Source organism: Azospira oryzae (genome assembly GCF_004217225.1).
In the GTDB taxonomy this organism is placed as follows: domain Bacteria; phylum Pseudomonadota; class Gammaproteobacteria; order Burkholderiales; family Rhodocyclaceae; genus Azospira; species Azospira oryzae.
Genome location: NZ_SHKM01000001.1, coordinates 790,069 through 802,334, shown reverse-complemented (window position 1 = coordinate 802,334; position 12,266 = coordinate 790,069). Strand labels below are relative to the sequence as shown.

General features: G+C 68.9%; 8 protein-coding genes. 5 read left to right on the top strand and 3 right to left on the bottom strand.

Annotation, left to right across the window (positions count from 1 at the left end):
- The first annotated feature begins 48 nt into the window (after positions 1-48).
- Positions 49-954: a DMT family transporter gene (locus EV678_RS03740; RefSeq protein WP_130458561.1), complete on the top strand. Its 906-nt coding sequence runs from the start codon at positions 49-51 to the stop codon at positions 952-954.
- 21 nt (positions 955-975) lie between these two features.
- Here EV678_RS03740 and EV678_RS03735 read toward each other — a convergent pair whose 3' ends face one another.
- From EV678_RS03735 to EV678_RS03725, 3 genes are all read right to left on the bottom strand, one after another.
- Complete coding sequence (locus EV678_RS03735; protein ID WP_130458560.1) at positions 976-1,503, bottom strand: adenine phosphoribosyltransferase; 528 nt, start codon at positions 1,501-1,503, stop codon at positions 976-978.
- A gap of 7 nt (positions 1,504-1,510) precedes the next feature.
- Complete coding sequence (locus tag EV678_RS03730; RefSeq protein WP_130458559.1) at positions 1,511-2,800, bottom strand: NCS2 family permease; 1,290 nt, start codon at positions 2,798-2,800, stop codon at positions 1,511-1,513.
- Positions 2,801-2,906: 106 nt separating this feature from the next.
- Positions 2,907-3,605 (bottom strand): YecA/YgfB family protein, encoded by a 699-nt coding sequence (locus EV678_RS03725; RefSeq protein ID WP_014237735.1) that lies wholly within the window; start codon positions 3,603-3,605, stop codon positions 2,907-2,909.
- Between the two features lie 448 nt (positions 3,606-4,053).
- Between EV678_RS03725 and smc the strand changes: the two genes are divergently transcribed.
- The 4 genes from smc to galU are packed head-to-tail and all read left to right on the top strand — an operon-like array spanning position 4,054 to position 12,259.
- Positions 4,054-7,563: a chromosome segregation protein SMC gene (smc, locus tag EV678_RS03720; RefSeq protein ID WP_130458558.1), complete on the top strand. Its 3,510-nt coding sequence runs from the start codon at positions 4,054-4,056 to the stop codon at positions 7,561-7,563.
- Positions 7,564-7,585: 22 nt separating this feature from the next.
- Positions 7,586-9,019 (top strand): cell division protein ZipA C-terminal FtsZ-binding domain-containing protein, encoded by a 1,434-nt coding sequence (locus EV678_RS03715; protein WP_014237733.1) that lies wholly within the window; start codon positions 7,586-7,588, stop codon positions 9,017-9,019.
- Positions 9,019-11,409 (top strand): NAD-dependent DNA ligase LigA, encoded by a 2,391-nt coding sequence (ligA, locus tag EV678_RS03710; protein WP_130458557.1) that lies wholly within the window; start codon positions 9,019-9,021, stop codon positions 11,407-11,409. The genes EV678_RS03715 and ligA overlap by 1 nt, the downstream gene beginning before the upstream one ends.
- Positions 11,393-12,259, top strand: a complete 867-nt coding sequence (galU, locus tag EV678_RS03705) for a UTP--glucose-1-phosphate uridylyltransferase GalU (RefSeq protein ID WP_207222157.1) — start codon at positions 11,393-11,395, stop codon at positions 12,257-12,259. The genes ligA and galU overlap by 17 nt, the downstream gene beginning before the upstream one ends.
- Positions 12,260-12,266: the final 7 nt, after the last annotated feature.

Genomic DNA, 12,266 nt, shown 5'->3' with positions numbered 1-12,266 from the left:
TCCCGGTGTGGGGCTGGGCTGAAAACAACGGATTATAAAGGGCGGAGCGTGAGGGAAGAAGCGGCACGGAGAGGAAATGGCAGGCGCACCCACCTGGCCGTCGGCGCCCTGCTCACCGGCGCCCTGGTCTGGGGTGTGCTGTGGTATCCCTACCGGGTGCTGGCCGGCCTGGGCATCAGCGGCATCGCCGCCTCGGCCCTGACCTACGCGGTGGCCCTGGCGCTGGCCCTGGTCTTCTGGCGCCGGGCTCTGGCCGCCCTGCGGCCCTCCTGGCTGCTGGCGGCCATCGGCCTGGCCGGCGCCGCCTGCAACATGGGTTATGTCCTGGCCACCCTGCACGGGGAAGTGATGCGGGTGTTGCTGCTGTTCTACCTGGCGCCCCTGTGGACCATCCTGCTGGCCCGCTGGTGGCTGGGGGAGCAGCTGGGGGTGTGGGGGCTGGCGGTGGTGGGCCTGTCCCTGGGCGGTGCCGCCACCATGCTCTGGCATCCGGCCATGGGCCTGCCCTGGCCCCGCAACGGGGCCGAATGGCTGGGCCTGGCGTCCGGCTTCTTCTTTGCCTGTTCCAACGTGCTGTCGCGGCGGGCCCAGGCCCTCTCCATCGAGGTCAAGTCCGTCGCCATGTTCGTCGGTGCCCTGGTCATCAGCGGCGCCCTGCTACTCACCGGCTGGGGTTCCATGCAGTGGCCCCACAGTGGTGCCAGTGTTTTGTGGCTGCTGGGTATCGGCGTGATCCTGATGCTGGTGAACAGGGTGGTGCAGTTCGGCCTGCACCACACCGCGGCCAACCGGGCCATCGTCATCCTGCTCTCGGAGTTGGTTTTTGCCGCCATCTCCGCCTGGTTCCTGGCGGGGGAGAGCATGGGGGCGCGGGAGTGGCTGGGCGGGGCCATGATCGCCGCCGCCAGCCTGTTGTCCACTCGCCTGGAAGCACGGGTGGAAGCGGCTGCCTGAGCCGTTCTGCAGCCTATCGCCTCAGTAGTGGAGGAGGGTGAAGGCTGGCAGACCGGCCTCCGCCAGACGGGCCGATCCGCCCAGTTCCGGCAGGTCCACCACCGCCGCCGCTTCAATGATGCGGGCCCCCAGCCGGGTCATGAGATTGACCGCCGCCAGCAGGGTGCCGCCGGTGGCGATGAGGTCGTCGATGATGAGCACGTGTTCCCCTGGCAGGGCCGCATCCGTATGCACCTCGATGCTGGCCTCGCCGTATTCCAGGGCATAGGACTCCTGCATCGTGGTGAAGGGCAGCTTGCCCGCCTTGCGTACCGGGATGAAGCCGCAGCCGAGCCGGTAGGCCAGGGCGGCGCCGATGATGAAGCCCCGGGCGTCGATGCCGACCACGGCGTCGATGTGGCTGTCGGCATAGCGCTCGGCGAAGGCGTCGATGAGGCGGCGGAAGGCAGCGCCGTCCCGCAGCAGGGGCGTGATGTCGCGGAACTGCACGCCGGGCTGGGGCCAGTCGGCAATGGTGCGGATGTGGGAGGCGAAAAAGGCGTCGTTCATGGGCAGCTCAGAGCAGGGCGAATTTGAGGACGAAGGCCAGGGCGATGACCACCACCATGGGCTTGAGGTCGCCCTGCCGGCCCGACAGCAGCTTGAGGGCGGCATAGGTGATGAAGCCGAAGGCGATGCCGTGGGCGATGGAGAAAGTGAAGGGCATGGTGATGGCCGTCACCACCGCCGGGGCCGACTCGGTGAGGTCGTCCCAGTCGATCTCGGCCAGGCCGCGCACCATCAGCACCGCTACATAGCACAGGGCCGGAGCGGTGGCATAGGCCGGCACCACCCCGGCCAGGGGCGCGAGGAAGAGGGCGGCCAGGAACAGCAGGGCCACCACCACGGCGGTGAGGCCGGTGCGGCCGCCGACGGAGGTGCCGGCGGCGGACTCGATGTAGGCGGTAGTGGAGGAGGTGCCCAGGGCGGCGCCGGCCAGGATGGCGCCGGAGTCGGCCAGCAGGGCCTTCTTCAGGCGCGGCAGGCGGCCCTCGGCGTCGAGCAGGCCGGCCCGGTGGCAGACGCCGATGAGGGTGCCGGAGGCGTCGAACAGTTCCACCAGGAAGAAGGTCATGACCACGGTCAGCAGGCCGGCGTGGAAGGCTCCCTCCAGGTCCATCTGCAGGAAGGTGGGGGCGATGCTGGGCGGCATGGCGACGATGCCGTTGAAGGGCGTCAGACCCAGCAGCATGGAGGTGGCGGTGACCGCCAGGATGCTGATGATGATGGCGCCGGGAACGCGGCGCTGCTCCAGGGCCAGAATCAGGATGAAGCCGCCGATGGCCAGCAGGGCGCCCGGCTGGTGCAGGTCCCCCAGGGTCAGCAGGGTGGCCGGATGGGCGGTGATGAGACCGGCGTTCTTGAGGCCGATGATGGCCAGGAAAAGGCCGATGCCGGCGGAGATGGCGTACTTGAGGGAGCGGGGAATGGCATTGACGATGGCTTCCCGCAGGCGGAACAGGCTGATCAGGACGAACAGGCAGCCGGAGATGAAGACGGCGCCCAGGGCCGTCTGCCAGGGGAAGTGCATGCCGCCGCCGACGGTGAAGGCGAAATAGGCGTTGAGGCCCATGGCCGGGGCCAGGGCGATGGGGTAGTTGGCGTAGAGCCCCATGATGGCCGAGCCGAGGGCGGCGGCCAGGCAGGTGGAGACGAACACCGCCTCCCGGGGCATGCCGGCGGCCGAGAGAATGTCCGGGTTCACGAAAATGATGTAGGCCATGGTGAGGAAGGTGGTGATCCCCGCCATGAGCTCGGTGCGAGCGGTGGTGCCGTGGGCAGACAGTTGGAAGTAGCGTTCCAGCATCGGAAGAATCCTGGAAGATCGACGGCAGGAGGCCGTCGCCGGTGGAAGGAAGGGGTGGGAGGGCCCCGGCGGCGCGGGGCCGCCGGGGCAGGGCTTCAGCTGAGGCTTATTCCTTGCCGCAGCACTGTTTGTACTTCTTGCCGCTGCCGCAGGGGCAGGGATCGTTGCGGCCCACCTTGTCGCCGTCGCGGCGCTGGGTGGCCGGGTTGCGCTTGGCCAGCCAGAAGCGGTGGATTTCGGCCACGGCCAGGGGCAGGTCGTCCTGGCACTGCTTTTCCATGTCGGCCTTTTCCTTGCCGTCGGGCCATTCCTCGCCGTGTTCCTTGGCGGCGGCCTCGGCTTCGCCGGTCAGCACCATGAAGGGGAACAGGCGCTCGTCCAGCCATTCCAGTTCCTCTTCGTCGGCGATGGCGTCGAACCAGTCTTCCGGCGCCGCATCCACGCCCAGCAGGTAGGCGGAACACCAGGGTGCGAAATCGCTGGGGGCGTCGTCCCCTTCCTCCTGGCCGTAGAGCAGCAGCACGGGGGGCTCGCCGGAGTTGAGCAGCTCGGCCTGGCCGGCGGCAAAGCGGCGCAGCAGGCCGGTCAGTTCCTGGCCGGCGGGGCTGGCGGCGGCTTCGTCGCTGCCCAGGACCTCGGCCAGCCATTCTTCTTCGGGCACCGGCACCGGGCCGCCCAGGGTGGCGCAGAGGTAGCCCTGGATTTCGTCCAGGCGCAGGGTGTCTTCCAGGGCCGGGTCGTCCAGCAGGACTTCCAGACGGTCCAGGTCGGCATCGTTGAGCGGGGTGGGGGGAGTGGTGGTCATGGTGAGGTCTCAGGGTTTGATTTCAGTGGAATCCGGGTGCAATAAATCGGTCGTGTGGGGCCTTGGCCGGGGCTGGTCTGCCGGCGGCGGTGTTGTGCGACAGGGCGGAAAACCGGACATGTCGCCTGCCACGCCGAGGCGCTTCAGGCGGAGCGCCGCACTGCCGTCGCCTGAATGAAACTGTCGGCGGACGGCCAGTTTTTGCTGCCGCCCGGCCCGGTCCCGGTTTCTGCCGGTGAAAAAGGACCGGGGCATGATGGCGGGGTAGTTCGTCCGCCACAGGCAAAATGCTATTATACGCGCCCATGTATGTGGATTCCGGGGCGCCCGCAGTCTTTTCTGGCGCCCTTTTCGTTTCATTTGGATTAACGAGAAACGCGATCCGGGCTTTTCGGGGGAAAAACCAAGTTTTCTCCTCCGGCCGACCCGCCGCCTGACTGACCCGCCGATGCGCCTGACCAAGCTCAAACTTGCCGGCTTCAAATCCTTTGTCGATCCCACCATGGTGGCCCTGCCGGGGCAGCTGGTGGGCGTCGTCGGCCCCAACGGCTGCGGCAAGTCCAACATCATGGACGCGGTGCGCTGGGTGCTGGGGGAGTCCAAGGCCTCGGAGCTGCGCGGCGAGTCCATGCAGGACGTCATCTTCAACGGCTCCTCCAACCGCAAGCCGGTGTCCCGGGCCTCCGTCGAGCTGATCTTCGACAATTCCCTGGGCCGGGCCATGGGCCAATGGAGCCAGTACGCCGAACTGTCGGTGAAGCGGGTGCTGACCCGTTCCGGCCAGTCCGACTACCTGATCAACAACATCAAGGTCCGCCGCAAGGACATCACCGACCTGTTCCTGGGCACCGGCCTGGGCCCCCGGGCCTACGCCATCATCGGCCAGGGCATGATCTCCCGCATCATCGAGGCCAAGCCCGACGAGCTGCGGGTGTTCCTGGAAGAGGCCGCCGGCGTCACCCGCTACAAGGAACGGCGCAAGGAAACCGAAGGTCGCCTGGCCGACACCCGGGAAAACCTGCTGCGGGTGGAGGACATCCGCCTCGAGCTGGCCGGCCAGATGGAGCGCCTGGAAGCCCAGGCCGCCGTGGCCCGCCAGTACCACCAACTGAACGACGAACTGACCCTGAAGCAGCAGGTGCTGTGGGTGCTGCGGCGCAACGAGGCCAAGGCCGAGCAGCAGCGCTTCGCCATGGAAATCGAGCGGGCCGGTACCGACCTGGAAGGCCAGACCGCCGCCCTGCGCGACATCGAGGCCCAGCTGGAAGCCTCCCGGGAAGCCCATTTCGCCGCCAGCGACGGCGTGCACCAGGCCCAGAGCGACCTCTTCGCCGTCAATGCGGACGTGGCCCGGCTGGAAACGGAAATCCGCCACCAGCGCGAATCCGGCGTGCAGCTGGAATCCCGCCTGGCCCAGCTGGAAGGCGAGCAGCAGCACTGGCAGGAACAGGCCGAGCGCCTGGACATGGACGAGGAACGCTGGCGCGAACTGCAACTGGTGGCCGAAGGCCGCCAGGAACAGGCCCAGATGAAGCTGGAGGCCCGCCAGGAGCGCCTGCCCATGGCCGAGGAGGCCCAGGCGGCGGCCCAGGAGGCCCTCAACCAGCAGCGGGCCGAGATGGCCAAGGTGGAGCAGGCCCTGCAGGTGGAACAGACCCACCGCAGCCATGCCGAGCGCACCCTGCAGAGCATCGCCCAGCGCCGCGACCGCATGGAGCAGGAGCGGGAAAGCCTGGCCGATCCGGATACCAGCGAGCTGGACCTGAAGACCGAGGAACTGGCCGAACAGCAGGAGCGCCTGATCGCCCTGCAGGACAAGCTGGGCGCCGCCCAGGGCGAACTGCCCCAGCTCGAGGCCCGTCGCCGCGAATTGCTGGAGGAAGTGCAGGCAGCCGTGAAGGACGTGGCCGACGTGCGCGCCCGCCGCGCCGCCCTGGAACAGTTGCAGGAGCGGGTCCAGTCCGGCGGCAAGGTGGGTGAATGGCTGCGCCGTCACGGCCTGGAAAGCCGCACCCCCCTGTGGAAGCGCCTGGAAGTGGACGCGGGCTGGGAAGACGCGGTGGAAGCCGTGCTGCGCGAACGCCTCAACGCCGTTTCCCTGGAAGACCCGGCGGCCTTGGCCGCCCTGGTGGACGACAAGCCGGCGGGCAAGCTGACCCTGCTCCTTTCCGGCGCCGCCGAAGCCCCGGCCGGCGGCCTGCTGGGCCGCATCCGCTGCCATGAGCCGGCCCTGGCCGGCGTCCTGGCCGACTGGCTGCACGGCATCGATTGCGTGGACAGCATGGAGGCGGCCCTGCAGCGGCGCGCCAGCCTGGCCCCCGGCCAGCTGCTGGTGACCCGGGAAGGCCATCTGCTGAGCCGCCACAGCCTGACCCTGTTCGCCCCCGACTCGGCCGAACACGGCCTGCTGGAACGCCAGCGGGAAATCGAGGCCCTCGCCGCCGCCCTTGACGACAAGCAGCTGGCGGTGGAAACCGCCCAGGCCCGCCTGGCCGAAGTGGAAGAACGCATCGCCGCCGGCCAGAGCGACAGCCAGAACCTGCGCCGCCGCACCCAGGAACAGCAGGACCGCATCCACACCCTGCAGATGGAAGTGATGCGGCAGAACCAGATTCTCGAGCGCATCCGGGAGCGCCACGCCCAGATCGAACAGGCCGCGGCCGAACTGGCGGCGGAAGAGGAGGTGGAGCAGGAGCGCCTCTTCATCGCCGACGAGGCCATCGCCCAGCAGCGGGAAAACCTGGACGCCCTCCATGCCCGCTTCGCCGGCGTGCGGGCCCGTCTGGAAGAGGCGGACCGGGCCCTGCGCGAGGAGCGGGAGGCCCTGGCCAACGTGGAGCGGGAGCACCGGGAAGCCCAGTTCTCCCTGCGCGAGGCCGAAGGCAAGCTGGCCGAAGTGGCCAACAACCGGGTCATGTCCCAGCGTCAGCTGCAGCGCATCGCCGACGACCTGGCCCAGTGCCGCCAGACCCGGGAAAACCTCCAGGTCGAGATTCTCGAACCCAAGCTGCAGGAAGCCCTGGAGCAGCGCGTGCTGCGCGAGCAGGCCCTGGCGGCCCAGCGGGAGGCCATGGAAAACGCCACCCAGGCCCTGCGCCAGCTGGAAGAGCAGCGCCTGAAGATCGAGCAGGGCCTCAACCCCATGCGCGACCGGGTCGGCGAACTGCGCCTCAAGGAACAGGCGGCGGCCCTCAATGTGGAACAGCTCACCGCCCAGCTGCTGGAAGCCGGCGCCAACGAGGAAGTCCTGGCGGAACAGGCCCAGGCCTTCGCCGGCACCAAGGCCAGCAGCCTGCAAAGCTCCATCGGCAGCCTGCAGAAGGCCATCCTGGAACTGGGGGCGGTGAACCTGGCGGCCCTGGAGGAACTGGAATCGGCGACCCAGCGCAAGCAGTTCCTCGACGACCAGGCGGAAGACCTGAACACCGCCATGGAAACCCTGGAAAACGCCATCCGCCGCATCGACAAGGAAACCCGGGACCTGCTGCAGGCCACCTACGACACGGTGAACCGGCACTTCGGCGAACTGTTCCCGACCCTCTTCGGCGGCGGCGAGGCCCGGCTGGTGATGACCGGCGACGAGATCCTCGATGCCGGCGTGCAGATCACCGCCCAGCCCCCGGGCAAGAAGAACGCCACCATCCACCTGCTCTCCGGCGGCGAGAAGGCCCTCACCGCCATCGCCCTGGTGTTCGCCATGTTCCAGCTCAATCCGGCGCCCTTCTGTCTGCTCGACGAAGTGGATGCGCCCCTGGACGATTCCAATACCGAGCGCTTTGCCGAGATGGTCAAGCGCATGTCTGCCAATACCCAGTTTTTGTTCATCAGCCACAACAAGATCGCCATGGAAATGGCCCAGCAACTGGTGGGCGTGACCATGCAGGAATCCGGGGTGTCCCGGATCGTCGAGGTGGATATCGCCGAGGCCCTGCGCATGCGCGAACAGGTGGCCGCATGACCCCGATGGAAAAGGAAAAGCCATGACCGAATTGCACATTGGCCTGTTGGCTTTCGGCGGCGTCGCCGTGGTTGGCGTACTGGCCTACAACAAGTGGCAGGAGCGCAAGCACCGCCAGGTGGCCGAGCAGATGCTGCGTCCCAGCGACGAGGACGTGCTGCTCGACGGCGAGGAGGATGCCGTGGAGGAAGAGGGCGAGGAGGAATACGCCGTCCTCATCCAGCGCGACGAAAACGGCGAGATCATCCGCGCGCCCCAGCTGGCCCAGCGCAAGGAGCCGGTGTTCGAGGCAGAGGCGGAGCCGGCCCCGGCCGCGCGCCAGGAACCGGTGTTCAACTTCGACGACGAACCGGCCCCGGCGGCCGAACCCGTCTATGCCGCCGAAGCACCCCGGACCGCCGCCAAGGCCACGCCCCAATCCGCCCTGGACTTCGATGCCGAGCCTGCCCTGGCGGTGAAGCCCGCTGCGCCTGCCTTCGCCGCGACACAGGCCCAGGGTGCCCTGTCCATCGACCCGATCGCCATGCCCCTGCGGGAAGCCGCGCCGGCCGTGGCTGCGCGGGCACCCGCCAGCGAGATGCCAGCCCCGGGCGAAGCCGAGGCCCCCCGCACCCTGATGGCGCCGGCCCTGCCCACCTTCCTGCTCTCTCCGGCCGCCGACTACATCGTGGCCCTGGAAACCGTGGATTTCATTCCCGCCGGCCAGTTCATGCAGTCCCAGCGGGAAGCCCTGCTGCGCATCGGCAAGCGGGTCACCTGGGTCGGCCTCAACGAAGGCAGCGGCGAGTGGGAAGTGATGGACGAGAACAGTCCCCAGGAATACCGCCGCCTGCGCATCGGCGTGCAGCTGGCGGACCGCCGCGGCGCCATTTCCGACGCCGAGCTGTCCATCTTCCACACCGCCATGCGCCAGCTGGCCGAGGAATTCATGGCCGTGGCCGACCTGCCGACCCGCAAGTCGGCCCTGGAAGACGCCTACGAGCTGGACCGTTTCTGCGCCGACGTGGATATCCAGATCGGTATCAACGTGGTGGCCGTGGGCCAGCTCTTCCCCGGCACCAAGATCCGCGCCCTGGCCGAGGCCGCCGGCATGGTTCTGGAAGCCGACGGTGCCTTCGTCCGCCGCGACGACGACGGCCGGGTGCTGTACACCCTCAGCCACCAGAGCCAGCAGCCCTTCACCGCCGAGGCCATGAAGACCCTCTCCTGCCACGGCCTGACCTTCCTCCTGGATGTGCCCCGGGTGCCCAACGGCGACCGGGTCTTCAACCAGATGGGCGACCTGGCCCGCCGCTTCGCCGACTCCCTGCACGGGGTGGTGGTGGACGACAACCGCCAGCCCCTGACCGAGGCCCTGCTGGAGCCCATCCGCAAGCAGGTGGCCCAGTACCAGGGCGCCATGGCCCAGCGCGGCCTGGTGGCCGGCGGTTCCCTCTCCCTACGCCTGTTCGCCTGATGCCGGTGAGGGAAGTCGCCCGGGCCCGGGCCGCGGCCCTGCGGGCCGAGCTGGAAAGCCACAACCACGCCTATTACGTGCTCGATGCGCCGACGGTCCCGGACGCGGAATACGACCGCCTGTTCCGGGAGCTGCAGGCCCTTGAAGCCGAGTATCCGGAGCTGCTCAGCGCCGATTCGCCGACCCAGCGGGTGGGCGGCAAGCCCCTGGACAGTTTTCCCAGCGTCAGCCATGCGGTGCCCATGCTCTCCATCCAGACCGAGACGGATACGGAGCCCAGCGGCGCCTTCAATTTCGACGCCCGGGTGCGCAAGGAACTGGAGCTGGAGGAGGGCGCGGCGCCGGTGGAATACGCCGCCGAGCTGAAGTTCGACGGCCTGGCGGTGAGCCTGCGCTACGAGCACGGCGTGCTCGTCCAGGGGGCCACCCGGGGCGACGGCGCCAGCGGCGAGGACGTCACCCAGAACCTGCGCACCGTGCGCTCCATCCCCCTGCGCCTGCAGGGCCCGGCGGCAAGCCTGCCGCCCCTGCTGGAAGTGCGGGGCGAGGTGTACATGCGCCGGGACGACCTGGCCCGCTACAACGAAAAGGCCCTGGCCCGGGGCGACAAGACCCTGGTCAATCCGCGCAACGGCGCCGCCGGCAGCATCCGCCAGCTGGACCCGGCCATCGCCGCCAGCCGCCCCCTCAATTTCTTCGCCTACGGCATCGGCGCCGTCTCCGGATGGACGCTGCCCGCCACCCATGCCGGCCTGCTCGACGCCCTGGCCGCCTTCGGCCTGCCCGTGTGCCAGCACCGGGACGTGGTGCGGGGCGCCGCCGGTCTGGCCGATTTCCACCGGCGCATGGGCGCCCTGCGGGACAGCCTGCCCTTCGACATCGACGGCGTGGTGTACAAGGTCAATTCCCTGGAACTGCAGGCCCGCCTCGGCTTCCGCTCCCGGGAGCCGCGCTGGGCCGTGGCCCACAAGTATCCGGCCCAGGAGGCCCTGACCGTGGTCGAGGCCATCGACATCCAGGTCGGCCGCACCGGCGCCCTGACTCCCGTGGCCCGGCTGCAGCCGGTCTTCGTCGGCGGCGTCACGGTGACCAACGCCACCCTGCACAACGAGGACGAAATGGCCCGCAAGGGCGGGCTCTGCATCGGCGACACAGTCATCGTGCGCCGGGCCGGCGACGTCATCCCCGAAGTGGTGGGGGTGGTGGCCGAGCGCCGTCCCGCCGGCGCCACGCCCTTCCAGATGCCCCGCAGCTGCCCGGTGTGCGGCTCCCATGTGGTGAAGGAGGAGGGCGAGGCGGTGGCCCGCTGTTCCGGCGGCTTCGCCTGCCGGGCCCAGCGCATCCAGGCCATTCTGCACTTCGCCGGGCGCCGCATGATGGACATCGAGGGCCTGGGGGAGCGCTATGTGGAGCGGCTGGTGGAGTTCGACCTGATCCACGGCGTTGCCGACCTCTACCGCCTGACCCTGGCCGACCTGCTGGAAATGAAGCGCCTCGCCGACGAGCGGGGTGGCGTCACGCCGGAGACGGTGAAGCAGGGCCAGATCGCCACCCGCTGGGCGGAGAACCTGCTGGCCGGCATCGCCGCCAGCAAGACGCCGCCCCTGGCGCGGCTGCTGTTCGCCCTGGGCATTCGCCACGTCGGCGAATCCACGGCCAAGACCCTGGCCGACTGGCTCGGCTCCCTGGCCGTGGTGCGCCGGGCTCCGGCGCCCCTCCTGGCGGCCCTGCCGGATATCGGCGCCACCGTGGCCACGGCCATTGCCGACTTCTTCGCCGAACCCCACAATGCCGCCGCCGTGGATGCCCTGCTGGCGGCCGGTGTGGCGCCGGCCGACGAACATGCCCCCAGCCCCGAGCTGGGCGGCCGCCTGGGCTGGACCGAACTCTACGCAGCCCTCGGCATTCCCCGCCTGACGCCGGTGCGGGCGCGCCAGCTGGCCGATCTGGTGCCTGAAGGCGAGGGACTGGCGGCCCTGGCACCCGGCTGCCTGGAACTGGCGGCCCTGCCCGCCGAGGTGGCGACCGCGGTGCTGGCCTGGCTGGAGGAGGAGGGCAACCGCGCCCGCCTGACGGCCCTGGCGGCCCTGCGGCGGGAACTGCTGGCGGCCCTGCCGGCCCAGGCCCTGGGGCCCCGGCCCCTGGCGGGCTTGACCTTCGTCCTTACCGGCACCCTGCCGACCCTGAAGCGGGACGAGGCCAAGGCCCGCATCGAGGCCCAGGGGGGCAAGGTCAGCGGCTCGGTGTCGAAGAAGACCGATTATGTGGTGGCCGGCGAGGAAGCCGGCTCCAAGCTGGAAAATGCCTTGAAACTGGGGGTGCCCGTGCTCGACGAGACGGCCCTCCTGAATCTGCTGAATGAGGAAAAATCCAATGAAAAAAGTGCGTAAGGCCGTCTTCCCCGTGGCCGGCCTGGGAACCCGCTTCCTGCCGGCGACCAAGGCCAGTCCCAAGGAAATGCTGCCCATCGTGGACAAGCCCCTGATCCAGTACGCGGTGGAAGAGGCCTGTGCCGCCGGCATCACCGACATGATCTTCGTCACCGGCCGCAGCAAGCGGGCCATCGAGGACCATTTCGACAAGGCCTACGAACTGGAGAAGGAACTGGCCGAGCGGGGCAAGACCGAAATGCTCAAGTTCGTGCAGGACATGCTGCCCAAGTCCATGAACTGCATCTACATCCGCCAGCCCGAGGCCCTGGGCCTGGGCCATGCCGTGCTGTGCGCGGCGCCGGTGGTGCAGGACGAGCCCTTCGCCGTGATCCTGGCCGACGACCTGCTGGACGGCGAGACGCCGGTAATGAAGCAGATGGTGGATACCTACGACTACTACCACTGCTCCGTGCTGGGCGTGCAGGACGTGCCCCGGGCCGACACCAAGAGCTATGGCATCGTGGACTCCAAGCCGGTGGCCGAGCGCCTGGAGCAGATCGCCGCCATCGTCGAGAAGCCCAAGCCCGAGGAGGCCCCTTCCACCCTGGCGGTGGTCGGGCGCTACATCCTGACGCCGCGCATCTTCCACCACCTGGAGCGCATCGGCAAAGGCTCCGGCGGCGAAATCCAGCTCACCGACGGCATCGCCTCCCTGCTCTCGGAAGAGCAGGTGCTGGCCTACCGCTATGCCGGCACCCGCTACGACTGCGGCTCCAAGCTGGGCTATCTGCAGGCCACGGTGGACCTGGGCCGGCGCCATCCCGAAGTAGGGGCCGCCTTCGGCGCCTACCTCGATTCCCTGAAATAAGAAGGAG

Excerpts from the sequence above, each read along its gene's own strand:
- EV678_RS03735 (WP_130458560.1), bottom strand. The coding sequence starts at position 1,503 with ATGAACGACGCCTTTTTCGCCTCCCACATCCGCACCATTGCCGACTGG.
- EV678_RS03730 (WP_130458559.1), bottom strand. The coding sequence starts at position 2,800 with ATGCTGGAACGCTACTTCCAACTGTCTGCCCACGGCACCACCGCTCGC.
- EV678_RS03725 (WP_014237735.1), bottom strand. The coding sequence starts at position 3,605 with ATGACCACCACTCCCCCCACCCCGCTCAACGATGCCGACCTGGACCGT.
- smc (WP_130458558.1), top strand. The coding sequence starts at position 4,054 with ATGCGCCTGACCAAGCTCAAACTTGCCGGCTTCAAATCCTTTGTCGAT.
- EV678_RS03715 (WP_014237733.1), top strand. The coding sequence starts at position 7,586 with ATGACCGAATTGCACATTGGCCTGTTGGCTTTCGGCGGCGTCGCCGTG.
- ligA (WP_130458557.1), top strand. The coding sequence starts at position 9,019 with ATGCCGGTGAGGGAAGTCGCCCGGGCCCGGGCCGCGGCCCTGCGGGCC.
- galU (WP_207222157.1), top strand. The coding sequence starts at position 11,393 with ATGAAAAAAGTGCGTAAGGCCGTCTTCCCCGTGGCCGGCCTGGGAACC.